The organism is Nocardia sp. NPDC046763 (assembly GCF_040645495.1).
Taxonomy (GTDB): domain Bacteria; phylum Actinomycetota; class Actinomycetes; order Mycobacteriales; family Mycobacteriaceae; genus Nocardia.
In genome coordinates this window covers 458,544-478,269 of sequence record NZ_JBEYYI010000001.1, presented here as the reverse complement: position 1 = coordinate 478,269, position 19,726 = coordinate 458,544, and the positions used below count along the sequence as shown (strand labels likewise).

The window sequence follows — 19,726 nt, the reverse complement described above, 5'->3', positions numbered from 1 at the left end:
ATGACTGGTAGACCGTTGGCCTCCGCATCTTTCGCAGGTGGTCGAGGCGCAGGGCAGGGGTCGGAGTGCCCTTGGATGTGTTGCGCGACGCCGAGCGTGCATTGTGTCCTGCACCTTCGAACACCCGGATCCGAGTACCGCCGACACGGACAGGTGGTGAGTGAACGGTCTTCGCTGGCGTCCCCGCGGTCGCATCCCCCGGTGACGGATCGGTCGAGGAACGCTTCGAAGGCGCGAGTCGCTATCCACCAGACGCGCTCAACCGCACTGCTGCGTCGTAGAGCGAATGGGCATGCAGTTCGAACAGTGAGACGAGATCGACGCTGTCGCCGCCGATCTGTTTGGCGATGAACAGTCCGTCCGCGGCAGCCAGCCCGTACGTGGTCAACAAGGCCACAGACTCATCGGGCAACTCCGGAGCCAACTCGCGCAGCGTGGCGGCAATCTGCCCGCATGCCCGATCGCGCACCTGCAGGAACATGCGGCGGGCACTCACCTCGACCGGCCGGTTCTCGAGGGTGAGCATCAGGCCCAGCCGCAGAAAGTCCGGCGAATCGAGCAACGCCTTGGCGACCTGCATCGACAGGGCCGCGAAGCGCTCACGCGGGCTGTCGCCATCGGGCATCACCCACCCGGAAAGCCAGGTGCCGAAGCTGCGTTCGATGACCGCGGCGATCAAATCGTCCTTGTCCTGGAAATGCCAGTAGATCGAACTGGCGGGCAGGCCACTCTTCTTGCTCACCAGCGCGATGCTCGTGCCGTCGTAGCCACGTTCGGCGGCCACTTCCACGGCCGCGTCAAGGATGCGGCGCCGGGATTCCTCGCCATTGGCACGCCGCCTGCGGGGCGTCTTCTGCTCGGCCACGGACTTCTCCTCGGGTCGACGAAATGTGGGTTGACTCACACGCAACACCATCTTACCGTAGTGATCACTACAGGAACAGTTCCTGGTTTGGCGGCACGATCCCCGCCGACACATTTCACTATCTGACGAGAGGTCCCGACGTGGCCGATATCCCGCTTTACGACGTCGCCGTCATCGGTTACGGCCCCACCGGTGTGACCGCCGCGAACATGCTCGGCCGGATGGGCTTGAAAGTTGTTGTCGTCGAACGTAGTTCGGACATCTACCACCGGGCGCGTGCGATCTCGACCGACGAGGAGGTGCTGCGGATCTGGCAGCAGGTCGGCCTGGCCGACCGCCTGCAGTCGGACATGCTCGCCGGTAGCACCGCAGCCTTCGTCGACGCGCATGGTGAGCCGTTCTTCGAGATGACACCGGTGTCGCACGGGTCGGGTCACCCGCCGCAACAGTTCATCTACCAACCCGCGCTCGAGAAGGTGCTGCGCGCCGGGGTGCAGCGGTTCCCGAATGTGGAGGTGCGGCTCGAGCACGAATGCCTGCGCGTGCTGCAGGACGGCTCCGGGGTCGAGCTCATGCTCGCCGATCTGCGCCAGGATGCGTTCGAGCGTGTGCGGGCGTCCTATGTGATCGCCGCCGACGGCGGCGCGAGCCCCACCCGCGCCCAGCTCGGTATCGGCTACGAGGGCCGGACCTACGCCGAACGGTGGGTGGTCATCGACACCAAGGTCCTGCAGGAATGGCCCGGCCACGACCGGTTGCGGTTCCACTGCAACCCGGCACGGCCCACCGTCGACTGCCCGACGCCGCTGGGTCATCACCGGTGGGAGTTCCCGGTCCGCGACGACGAGGACGAGCAGGAGCTGGTCACCGATGCCGCGATCTGGCGGGTGCTGAACCACCAGGGCATCGACGACACGCAGGTGAAGATTCTGCGGGCGGCCGTGTACAGCCACCATGTGCGCTTCGCCGATCGCTGGCGGGTGGGCCGGGTCTTCCTCGCCGGCGACGCCGCCCACGCCATGCCGCCATGGATCGGCCAGGGCATGTCCGCCGGCGTGCGTGATGTGGCGAACCTGTGCTGGAAACTCGGCGCGGTGCTCGACGGCGCGCTTCCGGAGTCGATTCTCGACTCCTACCAGACCGAACGCCTGCCGCATGTGCGAGAAGTGACCGACCGCGCCGTCAAGGTCGGGCGCCTGATCACCCAGCACCACCCCACCCTCGCGATGCTGCGCGACCGGTTCTTCCGCATCGCCATGCAGGTACCAGGTGTCCCGGAATGGCTGCGAGATCACCGCTGGATCCCCGACGCCTTCCACCCGCACGGCTTGATCGCCACATCCCAGGCGATCAAGTCCGCGGCGGCGGGCTGGCTCGTCCCGCAACCGTGGGTGCTCGACGCGGGGGGCAGCCGCGAACGTCTCGACGACGTACTCGGTGCCCGATGGACCATCCTGCATCTCGGCACGGCCGATGCCTGGCCCGGCTGGCGCAACGCCGGCGTGCCAACGCTCCGCCTGGCCCCGCCCGGGACCGCCCCGGCCACCGACACCGTCGTCGACCTGGACGCGACGCTGCTGCGGTGGATGCGCGCCAAGGGCGCCACCGTGCTGGCCATCCGCCCCGACGGCGTCGTCTACGCCGCGGCGGGCCCCGACACCAACCTGGCCCCGCCCCCGCCCGGCCTGACCATCCGCCCTGATCTTCTGCCACGAAACGGAGAACTCGTATGACCCGCACAGCACTGACCGAACGCACGGTGAGCGTCGGTGGCAAAGACATCTACTTCGCGGAAACCGGCCAGGGACCCGCGGTGGTGTTGCTGCACGGCGGCGGCCCCGGCGCGTCGGGAGTGTCGAACTATTCACGCAATATCGACGCGCTAGCCGCACACTTCCGGGTGATCGTGCCGGACCTGCCCGGCTACGGGCGCTCCAGCAAGGGTGTGGACCAGTCCGACCCGTTCGGCTATCTCGCCGACAACATCCGCGGACTGCTCGACCGCCTCGATCTCGACCACGCCCATCTGGTCGGCAACTCCTACGGCGGAGCCTGCGCCCTGCGCCTGGCGCTGGACACCCCCGACCGGGTCGGGAAGATGATCCTCATGGGTCCCGGCGGCATCGGCCTCACCCGGGCCCCGCTCACCGCCGGGCTGCGGTCGCTGATGTCGTACTACACCGGTACAGGTCCGTCACGTGACAAGCTCGAAGCATTCATCCGTGACTACCTCGTGTTCGACGGCACGGAGATCCCCGCCGAGGTGATCGACGACCGCTATCGCTCGAGCATCGACCCGGCCGTGCTGGCCGATCCGCCGCTGCGTCGCCCCTCCGGACTGCGCGCCCTGTGGGGGATGGACTTCACCCGGGACCGGCGGCTGCGCACCCTACAGACACCGACCCTGGTGATCTGGGGTGCAAACGACAAGGTCAACCGCCCCAGCGGCGGACACATGCTGGCGAAAACCATGCCCCACTGCGACCTGCTGCTCACCGCGAACACCGGCCACTGGGTGCAGTGGGAACGCGCCGACTTCTTCAACACCGTCACCACCGCCTTCCTCACCAGGAGCACACGATGAACACCGCCGATTCCCTGTTCGGATCCGTGCACCTCGGATACATCGTCATCGAGACCAACCGGTTCGACGACTGGCACCGCTTCGGACGTGACGCCATCGGCCTGCACACCGATCGACTTTCCCACCACGCCATGCGATTCCGGCTCGACGACCACGAATGCCGCTTCCTGCTCCAGCGCGGTGACGCCGAGGACGCTACCGCCCTCGGCTGGCAGATCGACGACCACCAATCCTTCGACCGGATCGTCGCCCGCGTACGCGACCGCGGCGTCCCCGTCACCGAGGGCACCGACGAGGAAACCGCCCTGCGCGGCGTCGAACGCCTCCTGCGCTTCCCCGGCCCCAAAGGAATCGACCAAGAGATCTTCACCCGCGCCCGCACCACCAGCACACCACTCGAGATGAGCAGCACCGGATTCGTCACGGGCGCTTCCGGGATCGGGCACGTCGCCATCACCACCACTCAGCCGCAGAAGCTGCGCGGCTACTACGACACCGTCTTCGACGCCCGCCTGTCGGACTACATCGACGAAACCATCAACGGCGCCAAGATCAAGATCCGCTTCCTGCGCGTCAACGAACGCCATCACTCGATAGCGATCGCCGCCGTGCGCGGACTGCCCGTCGACCCGGTCCGCACCCGCATCCAACACCTCAACATCCAGGTCGCCGAACTCGACGACATGACCCGCTCCTACCAGCGTGTCAAAGAACTCGGCTTCGACATGGCCCTGGGCGTCGGCCAGCACACCAACGACCGCGAACTGTCCTACTACGCGACCACACCGTCGGGCTTCGAATGGGAGCTCGGCTGGAACCCCATCGTGGTCGACGAATCCACCTGGGAACCGACCACCCACCGCGGCATCAGCATCTGGGGCCACACCCCCGAAGGCCAGACCATCATCGACAAACTCACCCAATTCAAAACAGCCGCACTGTCCCTGCGCCACCACGAAGAAACCGTCCCCGCCCTCAGCGGAGCCGGCATACCCGACTAACAGTTTCCGCCCGCCCCACATTGTTCTTCTCGGACCAGGAACCGCGTCGATGCGATCTGCCGACGTTCCACCTCACCCGCACAACCACCAGGGCGGGCCTTCGGGCTCATGCTGACTGGCCTGCCCAGCTGTCCTCGGCTGGCACCGTCAGGGCGGTCAGCTCCTGCGGTAGTGGGTGGGACGATCGCGGGCCGGTCGCGGGCGGCGAGCAGCAGCGCTACAGCCGGTCGCGCCGAGAATCGCGGTGGAGATGGCCCGGCGAGGTCACATGTCGTCGACCAGCTTGATGAGCTGACGGCTGAGCCCGGTGATCATGGCGCGCTGATCGGGGGTGAGCTCACGGAAGGCGCGCAGCTGGCGTTCGCGCAGGCGGCTGCGATGCTCAGCGAGCAGGACGGCGCCGGCGTCGGTGAGCGCGACCTGGACGCGGCGTTCGTCACCGGGCGTGCGGGTGCGGGTGACGATGCCGTCACGTTCGAGCTGCTTGAGCATGCGGGTCGCGGTGGGAGTGGCGACATCCGCGTGCTCGGCTATCTCGCCCACGCCGAGAGCACCGTGGTCAGCGAGCGCCTCCAGCAGCTGGATCTGCGACAGCGACAAGGCAGGGCGGCCCTGACCGGCCAGTCGGCCCCGAGTGCGGCGGACGGCACCGAGAAGGTCCTGTACCGCCCGAGTGAACTCCTGAAACTGCGGGTCATCGGCCTGGGGCAGCCCGTGAGCTGCCGGTTCGGTCGCGGAGCGGTCGCCTTGCGCTGGTGGAATCACGAACCTACGATAGCAGCAAGCTAATAATTAGCTTGCTAAATAAATTGAGACCTCGGAGGGAAACCGCCATGACCAGCCCCGCACGCATCGACACCCACCACCACATCGTTCCGCCGCTCTACCGTGACTGGCTGCTCTCCCAAGGCGAGACCGCCGGCGGCCTGCCCGTCCCGACCTGGGACGTCGACACCGACCTCGCCTTCATGGACAGTCAGGGCATCCAGGCCGCCGTACTGTCGGTCTCCACCCCCGGCACCCACCTCGGCGACGACACCGAGGCCCGCACCTGGGCCCGCAAGGTCAACGACTACGCCGCCGAGATCGTCAAGGACCGCCCCGGCCGCTACGGCTTCTTCGCCACCCTCCCGCTGCCCGACGTCGACGGCGCCCTCGAGGAGGCCGCCTATGCCCTCGACCAGCTCGGCGCCGACGGCATCATCCTGCTCGCCAACCACCGCGGCACCTACCTCGGCGACCCATCCTTCGAGCCGCTCATGGCCGAACTCGGCCGCCGCGGCACCACCGTCTTCGTCCACCCCGCCGAGCTGCCCGGCCCACTGGTCCCCGGCGTCCCACCCTTCGCCGCCGATTTCCTGCTCGACACCACCCGCGCCGCGATGAACCTCGTCCTGTCCGGCACCACCACCCGCCACCCGGACACGACGTTCATCCTCTCCCACGGCGGCGGCTTCCTCCCCTACGCCGCCCACCGCATCAGCCTCACCCTTGAGGGCTACCAGCAGATCACCGGCGTCGAATCCGTCATGCACCGCGAGACGATCCTCGCGGAACTGCGGCGCTTCTACTTCGACACCGCCCTGACCGCCAACCCCGACACCCTGCCCACCCTGCTCACCTTCGCCGACCCCACCCGCATCACCTTCGGCAGCGACTTCCCCTACGCCACCCCCGAGATCTCCGCGTACTTCACCCACCAGCTCGACGCCTACCCCCTCGACAACCACCAGCGCACCGCCATCGACCATCGCAACGCCGAAGCTCTCTTCCCTCGCCTCGCCCGCTGACGAACAATCCCTCGCTGTTAGGGACCGGCCCGTAGGTAGAAGCATCCGATGAGTTCAATGAGCGAACGACCACACTGGGAGCCTGCCCCTTCAGTAACCTACGGAACCGTAACCTACGGTACCGTAACAACCATGGCGATATCGGATGTCAAGGAATATGCGCACCTCACCCCGGAGGACATGGAGGCGATCGGAGCGGAACTCGATGCGATCCGGCGTGATATCGAGTCCTCGCGTGGTGAACGCGACGCGCGATATATCCGCAATGTCATCCGTCTGCAGCGTGCTCTCGAGATCGGCGGACGTGCCGTGCTGTTCGCCAGTTTCCTGCCGCCGGCCTGGCTGGCGGGTGTGGCATTGCTGAGCACCGCCAAAATCATCGAGAACATGGAGATCGGCCACAACGTCATGCACGGGCAGTGGGACTGGATGAACGATCCGGAGATCCACTCCTCGACGTGGGAATGGGACAACGCCGGCCCGTCCGAACACTGGAAGATCACCCACAACTACCTGCACCACAAGTACACCAACGTGCTGGGCATGGACGACGACATAGGGTTCGGGCTCCTGCGCGTGACCCGGGACCAGCGCTGGTCGCCGTTCTACCTGGGCCAGCCGGTGTACAACCTGCTGCTGCAGATGTTCTTCGAGTACGGCGTCGCGATCCAGCATTTGGAGCTGGGCAAGGTCGCCAAGAAGAAGTGGGCCAAAAACAGCCCGCAATGGAAGCAGTTCCACTCCGACCGCCACACCGTGCTGAAGAAGATCCGCAAGCAGACCGCCAAAGACTACCTGATCTTCCCGCTGCTGACCGGTCCCGCTTTCCTCTCGACGCTGACGGCGGACCTCACCGCCAACATCGTGCGCAATATATGGACCAATGCGGTGATCTTCTGCGGCCACTTCCCCGACGGTGCCGAGAAGTTCACCAAGTTCGACTGCGACAACGAGACGCAGGGCGAGTGGTATCTGCGGCAGATGCTCGGTAGCGCCAACATCTCCGGCGGCCCGCTCCTGCACTTCATGACCGGCAACCTCTCCCACCAGATCGAGCACCACCTGTACCCGGACCTGCCGAGCAACCGCCTGGCCGCGATCGCGGTACGGGTCCGCGAGCTATGCGAGAAATACGACCTGCCCTACACCAGCGGGGCGCTGCCGCTGCAGTACGCCAAGACGTGGCGCACGATCTTGAAGCTGTCGCTGCCCAACAAGTACCTGCACCGCACCGCCGACGACGCCCCCGAGACCAAGTCCGAGCGTGCCTTCGGCGGCCCTGCCGCGATCGACCCGACCACCGGCCGCCGCCGCGGCCTGCGCACCGCCCTGCAACAAGGCCGACGCCGGATCACCCGCCGCCGTTGATCCCGGTCCCGAGCCCGCCTCGGCACCTCGGTCTTCCGTCGTTGCGGAGCCGCGGATCGTGGTGCCGACGGCATCGGCCGCCGACTACATCTATTCGATGTGCCCGGGGATCGCTTCTAGAGCCGCGACCTTCGCCACAGACGCATCGATAGATAAGGGGGTAGTGACTGGTAGGGACCAGTGGATCGGTATTCCAGGCCGAGGTGATGGTCAGCCGGACAGGTATGAGCACATAGATCAGGCCGTCGTGGCGTTGTCCGTCTGGATTGTGATTGGCCGTGCGGAGGTTGGCGGCTCTGGCTGATCCGTTCAGTGCGATCTCGATGAATTCGGCGTATGTCGCGGTCAGTCCTTCGAGTACGTAGCGGGGATTGAAGGCGACGGTCACTAGGATTTCTTCGCTGAACGAGAGGGCGCGCCACATATCCGGGGCACCGAGACTGCCTCAACCCGGCGAAACAGGACATCAGCACCCGATCTAATGCCGACTAACCGAACAGCGGTTCCTGCCAGTCCAGGAAGCCCGATTGTCAGGGTTCGGTTTCCACAGACCCTGAGGACGAGTCCTGGGGGCCGCCACGGCGATCTGTGGGGAGCGCACAGCCAAGATGGGCAAGCCGTGTTCGCCGGCCATGCGGCCGACCCAGCGGAAGAACTCCAGCGTCGATCCGGCGAACATCCGGCGCACACGGTCCTGGCAGGCACGTACATCGCGGCCGGGCAGGAAGTCGCGGGTGCCGATCTCGCCGCACCCGCACCCGCAGGGCCGTTCGCGGAACTGCGCCTCCTGCGCGAGGTCGCAGTAACCGACCGGGTTCTGCGAGGCATTGACCACCGGATCGGGTTTACCGATCCACTCGTCACCCCTGATCTCCAGTAGGCGCGCTTATTGTTAGCGTCAGCAATTACTTACACAGGAGGTCTCGCTGTGCCGCTACGTTCGATCCTCACCGCCACCCTGATGCTGGGTGCCGCCGTCAGCGCGGTTCCCGCGGCGGCCGACCCGCCGGACGCGTCGGCCCCGACAGTGTCGACGGTGGAGTCGTCGTACCCCACGACACATGGGCCGCAGGCCATGACCGTCTACTACCCGGGCGATCCGGCCGCGGTGCACGACGCGCCGGCGGTGGTCATGGTGCACGGCGGCGCCTGGGTCGTCGGATCCCGCAGTCTGCTCGACGCGGTCGCGCGGCAGACCGCAGCGGCCGGATTCGTCGTGGTCAACATCGAATACGACATGTCGGCGACGCCGCGGTATCCGCGCGAGATCGCCGACGTGCAGGCCGCGATCGACTACGTGCACGCCGATGCCCCGCACCTCGGCGTCGACCCGGATCGGATCGGCGGGCTGGGGACCTCGGCCGGCGCCAACCTGATCATGCTCGCGGCGACCACCCGGCCGGATTCGCTGCGCGCGGTCGTCGGCTGGTCGGGCCCCTACGACCTGACCACGGACGCTCCCGGCAACAGCGGCGTGCTCCCGGCCGTCCTGTACCCGAGCTGCGCGCCCGGCACCGCGCCATGCACCGCGATGGCCGCCGACGCCTCTCCCATCACCCACGTCGCCGCCGGTGACCCACCCGCATTGTTGTTCAACTCCGACCACGAACTGGTCGCGTTGTCGCAGCTGACCCGATTCGCCGACAGGCTGCGCGCCGCCGGTGACCAGGTGCAGACCCAGATCCTGCCGGGCACCCGACATGCCTCGCAATACGCCGCCGACGCCACCGAACCGTCGATCGCCTTCCTACGCAGCCAGCTGTAAACCCTGCACCCACGATCCGGACAACGCAGGGCCGCAACATAGTTCACCCATCCCTGCCCAGCCTGCGAGTGTGACCAACGTCCGACCGTCCCCAGCAAGACACCGCGGCAGCCCGACTTCGTCGGGACGGTTGGGTTGTCGGACTCCCGTTCGACAACGTCCCGTTCTGCCGCATGGCGCGCTGACCAAACCGGCCAACGCGCGGTGCTGCGGACACGACTGAGCCCCCACCCAGACACCGGATGGGGGCTAAGCAAAGTCTCTACCAGCAGCGATATACGCGCTGCCCTACTTCTTCGGAGCGGCTCAGACGTTGAAGCGGAACTCGACCGAGTTCCGAAGTAGAATAACGTGATGCCGATCGTTCCAGTCCGCGCGGCGATCTACCTCCGCGTCAGCCTCGATCACACGGGCGAGGGGTTGGCGGTCGAGCGTCAGCGCGAGGACTGCCTGCAGATCGCCGAGTCTCGCGGCTGGTCGGTAGTCGAAATCTATACGGACAACAGCGTCTCGGCATTCAGCAAGGTCAAGATTCGTCCTGAGTATGACCGAATGGTCGAAGACTATCGAGCCGGTCGGTTCAACGCATTGGTCACGTGGGACCTCGATCGCCTCACCCGGCAGCCTCGGCAACTCGAAGATTGGATCGATGCTGCGGAGAGCCAAGGGCTGCGGTTGGTAACCGCGAATGGCGAGGCCGACCTCCAGACTGATGGCGGACGGATGTATGCCCGAATCAAGGCCGCGGTCGCCCGGGCTGAGATGGAACGCAAAGGCGCCCGGCAAAGTCGCGCTCACATCCAACGAGCAGCCAAGGGCCGTCCGCCGCGAGGCGTTCGAGCGACGGGGTACACCCTCGATGGTGAGATCGTCCCTACCGAGGCCGACGCTGTGCGCGAGATCTTTAATGCCTTCGCCAACGGATCCTCGCTGAGGGCAATCGCCGCAGCGCTATCGGGAGTGACACCCGTTGTCCGACCCATCGGCGACAAAACAATGGTGCAGGATCTACCGCAGTCCGTGCCTGTGCTGCCAACTCGCAGCGGTCGGCCATGGAATCCCTCGACGATCACCGACATGCTCCGGAATCCACGGTATGCCGGCTGGAGCATGCTCGACGGCGCCATCGTTCGCGACGCGGCAGGCACTCCTGTCCGAGGGCAATGGGACCCGATTGTCCCCGATGGCGTTTGGCTGGAAGTCCAGCGGCGCCTCGATGACCCTGCCCGAAAGTCGAATCGTGTTGGTACCGAACGCCGCCACCTGGGCTCTGGGCTCTACATGTGCGGCATCTGCAACGCACTGGTGAGGGCGCACAACGACCGGTATCGGTGCGCCGGCCACCTCATGCGCTCGCGGGCGCAGATAGATGACATGGTTCTCAAGTACGTACGGGGACGGTTGGCAAAACCTGATCTTGCAGATCTCCTGGTTCAGCAAGATGACGAACGAATCGCTTCGATCGCGGACCAGCTTCAGAAGGAACGCGACCGAATCGTGCGTGCCAGAGCGGATTACAAGAGCGAGTTGATCGATGGGAACTTCTACAAAGAGATCAGATCAGAGGCCGAGGCCGAGATCGGGCGCCTTGAGGCGGAACGGATCGATCTGGCTGTCGGCACGGCAGTATCGGCGATCCTCACAGCCCCCTCCCCCGTGGATGCCTTCAACAAGTCTGATGATCTCGCGGCACGACGAACCGTAATCAACCTCCTTTGCGAGGTGCGCCTACTCCCAGCACCCCGCGGGCGAAAGGCGTTCGACCCTAGAACCGTTCGGATCAAGCCGAAGTAGCCGATCGTGCTAGCCAGCCAGCCCGGCCGGCGACGGCGCTCTCACTACCCACTACACGCGCTGCTTGAATCCGGGCACTACGCTTTGTCGATGGCGAAGCGCAGTAAACCACGCAAGGCCCAGCGCACGGCATCCAGCAGGCCGGTGCTTGCACGCGAACTGTTCACAGAGCTGAACGCGACCTTCTACCAGGATGATCCAAGTGAGTACCTGCTCACCAAGATCGAAGCACTCACTCTGATGCTCGCCCCCGATGAGGCTCTTGCTCCCGCTTACGCGGCTGAGCGGCAAATCGGCATTGCTCGCTTCGGTGGAATGCCGGTGCGATCACGTATCACTCGCGAGCGCTACGTCCGGACTGAGTGCATTCTCGTCCTTCATCACACTTGCGAGACTCTGCTGCGACTGTACTTCGCGCATACGGAGAAACCGGACTGCCCGTGGCTCGGCATGGCAGCATCTGTGAACTTCGCCGAGTTCAAGGACAAGGTTGCCAGGGCACTCGATACTGGGTTCGAACGTGACGCCGTGGCGCTTGTCTTTCTCGGCGGCATTGACCCGCGTGACGCCGTTCTACGCGTGGACGATCACCAGTTCGACGACGGAGTGCGGGCATTCCAGGCGCTCCTGGCGATCGCGGCGGAGACTGTGTTGTCCGAGTCCTTCCTCTACAACGCCGCCAAGCATGGACTAACCATTGTGCAAAGCGAGGACAGCACTCGGTTCGGTTTCAGTTCGCCCGACGGCGAAGGCATGCCGCTTCACTCCGGCCCGCAGTTCGCTTACCTGCACAAACCTCAGTATCCCGGCGCGCAAGGACAACCCGAGTGGCACATGTCGATGACCGGCCCCCTTCCTGACCGGGATATCGCGGTATCACTCTTGATCCAGCGGGCAATGGCGTCGCTGTGGAACGTCGCGAGGCGCCGGTACCTGGGGCAGAGCGGTGAGGTGTTCCTTATCTCGACCACCGCAGTGGACGACGCCGTGTTTGGTGCCGTGGTCGAAGCGGGCCAGCACGTACGCACCTACACGCTCGAACTGCCGAAGAAGGACAACGACGGCAACTTCCTCGCAACCGATCACAGGTTCACCGCACAGCGGATTCCGGACGATGCTGTCTGGAAGCCGGGTGCGTCGGCGACCAGCCCCACATGGAAGCGCGTCGATCTGCCTGCCCGCCAGCGCGATCGGCAAATCGTCAGTACCTCGAAACGCCGGCTGCTTCCGATCTCGCCCACCTGGTCATCGCGCGTCTGATACCCGGCCGGTCCACTATCTGCCGCCTCCAAAAGACTGGCGAGAGAGGCTGATTCAGCTGATCGGATCGCGCGGTCGTTAACCAAGCTCGGTAGACCGATAAACCGGCCGATACGTCCCCTGCCCCTCTGGGCGGCCTCCCCGCCGGAGGCGATGCTCTTCCGCGGCCTTGGGCCGTGCGGTCTTTCGGTCTCAGAGCACGCGGCCCTGTCCTGCTGTCTGTCCCTCCGGTATGGCCTGCCCCCAGCGGGCCGCGCCCGAACCCGGGTGTCCAGGGTGGCGCTTGCGCCATCGGCTTGCCGACGCCCGTCAGGGCGCCCTGGACGCCCGGGTTCTGGTGTGGCTCGCTTCAGGGCTGGCCATACCGGAGGGACAGGCAGCACCCGCGCGCCGGACCGCGCGAGCATCGCTCGCGGAACAACGGCTGATCTCCTGCACTCGCACAGCATTTCGGTTCGCGTCCGAAGTCTGGCGCACCACTGCCTGACCGCCGGCCGCGTTATGAACCGGTCACGGCACACGAACCAGGCGCAGAAACCGCCGCGTCCGCGCACGAGGTGCCCAGCAAGCCGGAGGTGACCCAACTTAGGGCCGCTGGCAATAGCGTGGCGAACAAAGGCCGTTCACGGCCGACTTCGACACGCTAGCCCGGCCCGGAACCACCTACCCAACGCAACATAACCACCCAACTCAACCACCCACACAACTCATCGATTCTCCCCGGATACCTACCCTCACCTACCACCAAAAAGAGTCCCACCACCCACCCAATGGAGAGCACATGCACACGCAGTGGGTATGTGCTCTCCATTGGGTGGGTGGTGGGACGGACACCCACGAAAACCCAGCTCAGGGTAGGTATCCGGGGAGAATCGACCTCGGTGAAAAGTCGTGAATGAAATTCATGACTTTTCACCGACCGTTTCGCGAGGTTCGCCGCGACCGTTTCCCGACCGTTTCTTGACCTTGATCGGTTGACCGGGTGATTGCCTCACGGCCCACGATCGCCGATCCACGAGGGCCTGCGGCCCGCTCCCTCAGCGGTGATTGTGTGCCACCTCCGGGACCGCCTCAAGCACGAAGGCGCCTGCGGCGTCGCTCCGCGATGGCCTGCGGCCACCTTCGCGCTTGACCCGGTCCCTGCGGCGGCAAAGACGCTTTCGGAGGGAGCGGGCGAAGGACGGGCTATCAGTAGAGACACCGACCACGGACACGAATAAGCCCCCGACCAGTCAGGTCGGGGGCTGGGTTTCGCCGCGGGCTACGCGGCAGGCGGGATGTAGGTTCCGCCGTCGTACTCGCGGCCGGATCCGTTCTTGGCCTTGCCGAGGAAGGTGAACCGCTCCAGGCGGCCACCGGGTGCCACCGCCTTGACGTTGGCCTTGGCCAGCGCGGCGTTCAACGCGGCCTTCACGTCGCGGTCCAGACGCAGGAACCGCTGCCCGTCGTCGTCCTCGTCGTCCTCGGCGTCGGTCTGGAAGATCAGTACCGAGTCCATGACCGCGGGCCCGGCCTCGACGGTGGACGGCTTGCGGTCTACCCAGAACAAGGGCTTTCCGTCCACGGTGCGGTGACGGCGTTCGGCGCCGATGATTTCGCCGGTCAGCTGGTCACCCAGCTGCACGTCACGCCCGAAAGCGTTGCGCGGGCCCTGCGCGCCGGCCAGGTCCGCGTTGATCAGATCGAAGTCCGACATGGTCATGATGTCCTCCTGAGAAATGCTGTGGTGAAGGGGAATTGGCGGGGCAGGCTCGCTGCCTGCCCCTTGGGCTCCGCCCGGGTGGTGCGAGGCTCGCGGGTCAGAGGGTCTCGATCGCTTCAGCGACGCCGCCGGCGCCCTTGACGCGGGAGGACCACCGCCCGACACACTCCCGAACCACCCCGGCAGCCGGTCAGCGAACGAACTGGAGCACCACCCCCGCCTCATCGATGGCGGCCGAGTCGCCGTGTTCGGCTTTGAGCCGCTTCACGACCTTGCCCGCGTAGCCGTACGACAGACCGGTCGCTGCGGCGATATCGCGCAGGCTCGCGCCGGCCGAATGCATCGCCCAGATAGCCGCATCCCGATCCGCCGGAGACACCTCCGTGTCCTCGACGAGCCCGGGAGTGTGTCCTGCGCTGTGTCCTGGAGACGGCAAGGACACAGCGGCTGTGTCCTGGGTGTGTCCTGCGGCGGGCGAGGACACAGCCGAGGACACGGGGGTGTGTCCTGAGGACACAGCAGGAGACGGGGCTCGCGGAGCCTCGAAATCCGGTGCGGGCGTGGTTCGCTCGGCGCTGCCTGCGGGGGCCGTGTTCTTGAGTGCCTGGCCGAGTACCTCGATCAGGATCGTCAGGCCGTGCATGACGGCCATCGCCGCGATCGGGGCCGCGCCCGCGACAGTCGCGGCTGCCCAGCCCTTGATGGTGCGTTCGGGCGACATCCAGGCGTGTGCGCCGTTGCCGACCAAGGAGACCAGCTCCGACATGGCCAGCATCCACCAGAAGAACTTGCGCTGACCGGGCTCGACGTCCGCGCCGCCCTTCTCGCGGCGCTTCAATACGACCAGCGCGATAGCGGCCTGGATCAGCGGCCCGTCCACGATGACCGGCGCACCCCACGCCAGCCACGACGTGATGCCCGCAGCCTGCGACAGCCCGTGCAGGGCGATAGCTGACCATCCGCTCGCGGCGGTCAACACCGAAATCACCATGATCAGCGCCGCCGTCTCGACATGATCGCGCCCGGGCCGGTTCTGCCGCATTGTGTCCTCCTCTGTGTCCTCGAATCGGTTCGGTGTGTCCTCCAGCCGCCCGGCTGTGTCCTGCCGGGCCGGGAGCGTGTCCTGCTGCGCGCCAACCGGATCGGAAGGACACAGCGAAGGGTCGACAGCCTCGGCGAAGGACACGGCGGGCGGATGGTCAGCGGTGCTCATCGGTCGAATCCCCCCCAGCTCATTTCCAGTGGGTCGTCCAGGGTCTCGGGCACTCCCGAGAACTCGGGCGCTTCCAGCACGCTGCCGATCAGGTCCGGGCAGTCGTAGGCCACCTCGGCCACCTCGTCGCGATCGAGCGGCAACTCCTCACAATCGGACTGCTCGGGAGCTTCCGGGGCCTCGGGAGCCTCCGGCCGCTCCGCTGCTGCCCGGCGCTGCGGGCTGCCGTAGCGCTGCTCGGGCGGAGTGCGCCGGACCAGCTTGGCGACCGCCTCGTCCCGCTGGCCTCGCGCGGTGTCGCGGTCTTGTTCAGCGCGCTCTGCCCGGGTCCGCAATCCGCGGATCTCGTCCTTGAGATCGCGCCGATCGTCGGCGATCCGGTTGTCCTCGTGCAGCTGCTCCCGCAACGAATCACGCTCCTGGCGCACCGCATCCAAATCGGAATCGGGATCATCAGGAACTACCGGAGCCACCGGAACGGCTTCGTCCCACGCCTGCCGCGAGTCCCTGAGATCTGGAGCCTCGGGGGCTTCCGGGATCGGCGTCCCGTCCGAGAACGCATCGTCGCGGTCGGGAGTCTCGGGTGCCTGCGGCGCACCGTGTTCGGGGCGCTCGGGCACTGCGCGGGCCCTGCGCTCGTCGGCGTACGCGAGGCTGCCGCCGTTGACCCACCAGCGCGCGAACCACTCGTGTTTGTCGAGGTTGTCACCGAAGCGCTTGTCCATCTCGGCGACCACGTTGTTCATCACGGTCGAATCCCGGTCCGCCCACGCGGTATCCATGTCGCGCTCGATGTTCGCGTGCTGGTCGAGGATCTGGTCGCGGAACATCAGCCACTCGCCCTGCCGGTCCGGGTGGACGTGCTCCTGGACGAAGTTGCTCCAGTCCCCGAAGTTCCTGCGGAAGTGTTGACGCATATCGGCATCGAGGACATACGGCACCTGTTCGGGGCGCTGTCGGTCCTTCGCCGACCACCGCGGCGGCTTCAACAGAGGATCGGTGTCCTGCCGGTGCTGATCCGCCAGCTGCCGGTATGCCTCCCGCTGGTCGGGGGTCGGGGCGGGCGGCACGCCGCGGCTCTCACGCAGCCGGGCCTGTGTGGCACTGGCCCGCCCGATCAGACCCGGCTGAGGCTCCGGCATCGCCTGCCGCTGCGGGGATTCCGGCGTTTCGGGAGTCTGCGGCGGCTGGAGACCGCTCCAGCGTTCGAACTCGGTCCGGTCGGTCACCGCGGCCCAGAGGCTGCGGTCCGGGCGCTGCCCGAGCTTGGCCTCGGTCTCGGTGACGGCCAGAATCTCGCGGGCCCGGGCACGCGCTTCCGGATCGAGCACTTCGTTGTGGTCGAGGGCGAAGCGGACGTGCTCGATGTCCTCCGACCAGCCGCTCTCCTCGCTGATCTCGTGGAAGGCGTAGCGCCCGATCCGCTCGAACTTCGCTTCGTACGCGGCGCGGTTGTGCGGCGCATGGTGTTTGAACCAGTCGGCTTCGCTCATGGTCCACACGCGCCCGGATTCACCGATGGAGTGGATCTGGTCACCCTCGCCGATGTTGCTGGCGCGCACCGAGTTCCACGAGTTCCAGGGCGCCTGCCGGTCTTCGCCGAGATCCTCCATGCCCGGCACCGACAGCTCCGGCGGGATGGTGCGGTCCCGCGCCCGATCCATGGTGAGCTGACGGAAGTGCTCGTAGCGGCGGTCCAGATCGCCGTCGATGTTGGCGTACAGGCCATGGATGCTGTCGATGGCGTACCCGCGCACCCGGTTGTTCGCGTCCAGCGGGACGGCCCGGTCCCACACGGTGATGCTGACCGGGATGTGGGGTTCGGCGGTCCAGGCCATCTTGCGCTGGACCCAGTCGTACCCGGAAGACGGGTAGCCGAAGGCCCGCACATGCGACTTGCCCGGGTTGCCCTCGTAGTCGAGCAGGAACATGAACCGGTCGGTGGCGTCGGGATCGACCGGTTCCCAGCCCGCCGGCGGATTCAGGAACTCGCGCCGCTGCCGGTCCTCGATCTCGGGGAAGTCGTGCCCCCACCGCCGGTAGTCGTCGGACAGGACGTGATCGACGTGCCCGTCCCAGGAGTTGATGCGGTAGCAACGTTCCAGATCCCACTGGCCCTGACGCTCCATCCACCGCCGATTCGCCTGCCTCTCCGGCGCCTCCGGCACCTGAAGCTGGAACTGCACCTCCGACCAGTCGTCATACGACATGCCGGACCCGATGATGCGGTCGTTGATCTCGCGGTCCAGCCGCGCCAGGTTGCGCTGATGCCCGGTGGCCATCTGCTCGGCGTCTCCGGCGAAGTGCGCAAGGTCGGTGCCACGCTCCCGTAGGCGCTCGGCCAGAACCTCGGCGTTCAGCGCCATTTCGTGGCGCTCGGCGATCAGGTGCCGCAGCTCCTCGCGCGACTGCTGCGGAGTCTTCGGCGTCGCGGGCCGGTCGGGCTGCGGGCGATGCCCGGTCCGGCCGCGCTCGGTGATCCCGAGCCGGATCCGGGACAACCGCTCGGCTGCACGCGCTTTCAGCACCGCGACACCCGACAGCGGCCCGGTGCGGACCTTGACCTCCTTGGCCCCGGGCCGCCACGCCTGATGCGCGGCGGTCAAAGCCCGCACCGCCTGGCCGCGCTCGGCGGCCGAGAACAGGGGCGAAGTGGTGATGACGCGCTCGATCTGCTCGCGGTCGCGCAGCAGCTCCCACTGCCGGCGCATGTGCTGGTCGTAGCTGGCGCCCGGGTTCCGATGCCAACTCAGCATGTCCTTGCGGTGCTGACCGACCCGGGTCTCCAGATCCTTGTACAGGGCCTCGCGGTCGGTCTTGCGCTGCTCGCCCTCGGCGCGGACCTGCTGGCGCAGACGGATTTTCGCGGTCCACCGCTGGTCACGGTCTGCCAGATCCATCTGCTTCCACACCCCGCGCGGCACCTTCGTGGCGTTCGGGTTCGCGCGCCGCCACTGCTGGAACGCGTAGACGGCGGCGCTGCCGAACTTCGACAGCTCGCGGGTGATCTCGTCAACAGTCTTGTCGGACATGGTTTCTACTCCTCGGTGAAGGTGGCGAAGCGGATGACGCCGTCGATGGCCCAGAGGGCCGCGATCGGCGTGGGGACTCCCAGCACGTCGGTGATCTCGCGCCAGGACATGCCGTCGAGCCAGTCGCGGGCGATGGATACGCCCAGTTCCTGCACCGCTTCGGTGGCGGTGAGCGTGCAGCGGCCCCAGTTCAGGGCAGCGGTCGGGATCCGCGACGAGAACGGGCGACCACGCGCGGCCCGGCGAGCCTCGATGTACCAGTCCCGCAGTGCCTGCTCACGACGAGCTTCGATGTCGTCGGCGCAGGTCTCCAGGAACGCGGCCAGGCCACCGCCCCAGCCCTGATGGACGAACGAGATCACCTCCTCCGGCGACAGGGCCGCCAGTTCGGCGGAGGTGACCTCGGGCCACTCGCCGAAGTCGTTCTTGCAGACGAGCAGCCAGTCACGGGCCACGCTCACGACAGCCGCATCAACGGCTGCCCTCTCGTAATCAATACTGTTGCTGGACAACGGTTTTCCTTCCAATCGGGGTTACTGAAATACGGAAATACGGAGGTCAGATGTCGTAGTCGCCGCTGTCGGCCAGCGCGAACAGGGTGCGGACGGGAAACAGGACCCCGTGCGTGCGGGCGATCTCCCACCCGCAGTGCTCGTCCTCGAAGTCGGTGTGCGGGTGATCGACTGCCCAGCCGGACACGCCCCAGAGCGGGCACACGTCGAACCAGAGCACGCCGATCAGCACGGACACTTGGTCGCCGCCGACGCAGAAGGTCAGACCACGCAGGCACAGCTCGATGCACAGCACTGCCCGGCGTATCCGCTGCGGCCACACACGCACGCACCGGGTGAGGCTGAACTTGTTGCGGCTCATCGGATCTCAGCCCTTCCTGGTCAGGCGGTCGCGGGCCGCTGGGCGGCCTCGGGATCGGCGCGGTGCAGCAGTCGAGAAACTTCCGAGAAGGCGACGGTCAGCCAGTCCCACACGGTCACCGCGGCACGGCTGATCAGGGCGGCGGTGGCGCGGGGGCCGGGGCGGCCCAGGCTGATCCAGAATCCGAACAGCGCCCAGCCGATGCTGTAGACGCGCAGCGGACCGGTCAGCGGCGCGAACAACAAGGCCAGGAACAGCGCGGTCCCGGCCATCGCGGGTGTCCAGCGCCGGACGGTGTCGCGGGCGGTTTTGGCGCGTTTGATCTGGGGTTTCACCCGGGCTTCGAGCTTGCCGCCGGACGGGGTGATCGGCTGGGGCATGCGGGCGATGGCCTGGTCGGCGTCGTCGACGGCGGCCAGTTCCGCGGCGAAGCGGCCCACCAGGACCTCGTTGTCGGCGTTGTTCGGGTCGATGCTCAT

At 66.5% G+C, this 19,726-nt stretch carries 17 protein-coding genes; 9 read left to right on the top strand and 8 right to left on the bottom strand.

The window, feature by feature from the left end:
* Positions 1 to 241: 241 nt before the first annotated feature.
* Positions 242 to 865, bottom strand: a complete 624-nt coding sequence (locus tag ABZ909_RS02295) for a TetR/AcrR family transcriptional regulator (RefSeq protein ID WP_356995787.1) — start codon at positions 863 to 865, stop codon at positions 242 to 244.
* A 140-nt stretch (positions 866 to 1,005) separates the two neighbouring features.
* Between ABZ909_RS02295 and ABZ909_RS02290 the strand changes: the two genes are divergently transcribed.
* From ABZ909_RS02290 to ABZ909_RS02280, 3 genes are read left to right on the top strand one after another with little or no spacing between them, the layout of a single operon-like run.
* Positions 1,006 to 2,598: a bifunctional 3-(3-hydroxy-phenyl)propionate/3-hydroxycinnamic acid hydroxylase gene (locus ABZ909_RS02290; RefSeq protein WP_356995786.1), complete on the top strand. Its 1,593-nt coding sequence runs from the start codon at positions 1,006 to 1,008 to the stop codon at positions 2,596 to 2,598.
* The gene (locus ABZ909_RS02285) at positions 2,595 to 3,449 is read left to right on the top strand and encodes an alpha/beta hydrolase (RefSeq protein WP_356995785.1); all 855 of its coding nucleotides are present in this window, start codon (positions 2,595 to 2,597) and stop codon (positions 3,447 to 3,449) included. The genes ABZ909_RS02290 and ABZ909_RS02285 overlap by 4 nt, the downstream gene beginning before the upstream one ends.
* A complete protein-coding gene (locus tag ABZ909_RS02280; protein ID WP_356995784.1) occupies positions 3,446 to 4,450 on the top strand; it encodes a VOC family protein in 1,005 nt (334 codons plus the stop codon). Before ABZ909_RS02285 ends, ABZ909_RS02280 begins: the two co-directional genes overlap by 4 nt.
* Before the next feature lie 264 nt (positions 4,451 to 4,714).
* Here ABZ909_RS02280 and ABZ909_RS02275 read toward each other — a convergent pair whose 3' ends face one another.
* Positions 4,715 to 5,215, bottom strand: a complete 501-nt coding sequence (locus tag ABZ909_RS02275; protein WP_356995783.1) for a MarR family transcriptional regulator — start codon at positions 5,213 to 5,215, stop codon at positions 4,715 to 4,717.
* 68 nt (positions 5,216 to 5,283) lie between these two features.
* On the opposite strand from ABZ909_RS02275, the gene ABZ909_RS02270 reads away from it, so the two are divergent.
* From ABZ909_RS02270 to ABZ909_RS02245, 6 genes are all read left to right on the top strand, one after another.
* Positions 5,284 to 6,240: an amidohydrolase family protein gene (locus ABZ909_RS02270; protein ID WP_356995782.1), complete on the top strand. Its 957-nt coding sequence runs from the start codon at positions 5,284 to 5,286 to the stop codon at positions 6,238 to 6,240.
* Between the two features lie 132 nt (positions 6,241 to 6,372).
* The gene (locus ABZ909_RS02265; protein WP_356995781.1) at positions 6,373 to 7,608 is read left to right on the top strand and encodes a fatty acid desaturase; all 1,236 of its coding nucleotides are present in this window, start codon (positions 6,373 to 6,375) and stop codon (positions 7,606 to 7,608) included.
* A gap of 619 nt (positions 7,609 to 8,227) precedes the next feature.
* Positions 8,228 to 8,488: a hypothetical protein gene (locus ABZ909_RS02260; protein ID WP_356995780.1), complete on the top strand. Its 261-nt coding sequence runs from the start codon at positions 8,228 to 8,230 to the stop codon at positions 8,486 to 8,488.
* A gap of 48 nt (positions 8,489 to 8,536) precedes the next feature.
* On the top strand, positions 8,537 to 9,373 hold the full coding sequence (locus ABZ909_RS02255; RefSeq protein WP_356995779.1) for an alpha/beta hydrolase: 837 nt from the start codon (positions 8,537 to 8,539) through the stop codon (positions 9,371 to 9,373).
* A 354-nt stretch (positions 9,374 to 9,727) separates the two neighbouring features.
* Positions 9,728 to 11,167: a recombinase family protein gene (locus ABZ909_RS02250; protein ID WP_356995778.1), complete on the top strand. Its 1,440-nt coding sequence runs from the start codon at positions 9,728 to 9,730 to the stop codon at positions 11,165 to 11,167.
* Positions 11,168 to 11,257: 90 nt separating this feature from the next.
* Positions 11,258 to 12,427 (top strand): hypothetical protein, encoded by a 1,170-nt coding sequence (locus ABZ909_RS02245; protein WP_356995777.1) that lies wholly within the window; start codon positions 11,258 to 11,260, stop codon positions 12,425 to 12,427.
* 1,261 nt (positions 12,428 to 13,688) lie between these two features.
* On the opposite strand, the gene ABZ909_RS02240 is transcribed toward ABZ909_RS02245, so the two are convergent.
* The 6 genes from ABZ909_RS02240 to ABZ909_RS02215 all read right to left on the bottom strand — a co-directional run bounded on the left by ABZ909_RS02240 (position 13,689) and on the right by ABZ909_RS02215 (position 19,726).
* Positions 13,689 to 14,129: a hypothetical protein gene (locus ABZ909_RS02240; RefSeq protein ID WP_356995776.1), complete on the bottom strand. Its 441-nt coding sequence runs from the start codon at positions 14,127 to 14,129 to the stop codon at positions 13,689 to 13,691.
* A gap of 190 nt (positions 14,130 to 14,319) precedes the next feature.
* Positions 14,320 to 15,342 (bottom strand): DUF2637 domain-containing protein, encoded by a 1,023-nt coding sequence (locus ABZ909_RS02235; protein WP_356995775.1) that lies wholly within the window; start codon positions 15,340 to 15,342, stop codon positions 14,320 to 14,322.
* Positions 15,339 to 18,374, bottom strand: a complete 3,036-nt coding sequence (locus tag ABZ909_RS02230) for a hypothetical protein (protein ID WP_356995774.1) — start codon at positions 18,372 to 18,374, stop codon at positions 15,339 to 15,341. Before ABZ909_RS02230 ends, ABZ909_RS02235 begins: the two co-directional genes overlap by 4 nt.
* Positions 18,375 to 18,379: 5 nt before the next feature.
* A complete protein-coding gene (locus ABZ909_RS02225; RefSeq protein ID WP_356995773.1) occupies positions 18,380 to 18,886 on the bottom strand; it encodes a hypothetical protein in 507 nt (168 codons plus the stop codon).
* Positions 18,887 to 18,932: 46 nt separating this feature from the next.
* Positions 18,933 to 19,247 carry a hypothetical protein gene (locus ABZ909_RS02220; RefSeq protein ID WP_356995772.1) on the bottom strand — a complete coding sequence of 105 codons (315 nt, stop codon included), beginning with the start codon at positions 19,245 to 19,247 and terminating at the stop codon, positions 18,933 to 18,935.
* Between the two features lie 20 nt (positions 19,248 to 19,267).
* The gene (locus tag ABZ909_RS02215) at positions 19,268 to 19,726 is read right to left on the bottom strand and encodes a hypothetical protein (RefSeq protein ID WP_356995771.1); all 459 of its coding nucleotides are present in this window, start codon (positions 19,724 to 19,726) and stop codon (positions 19,268 to 19,270) included.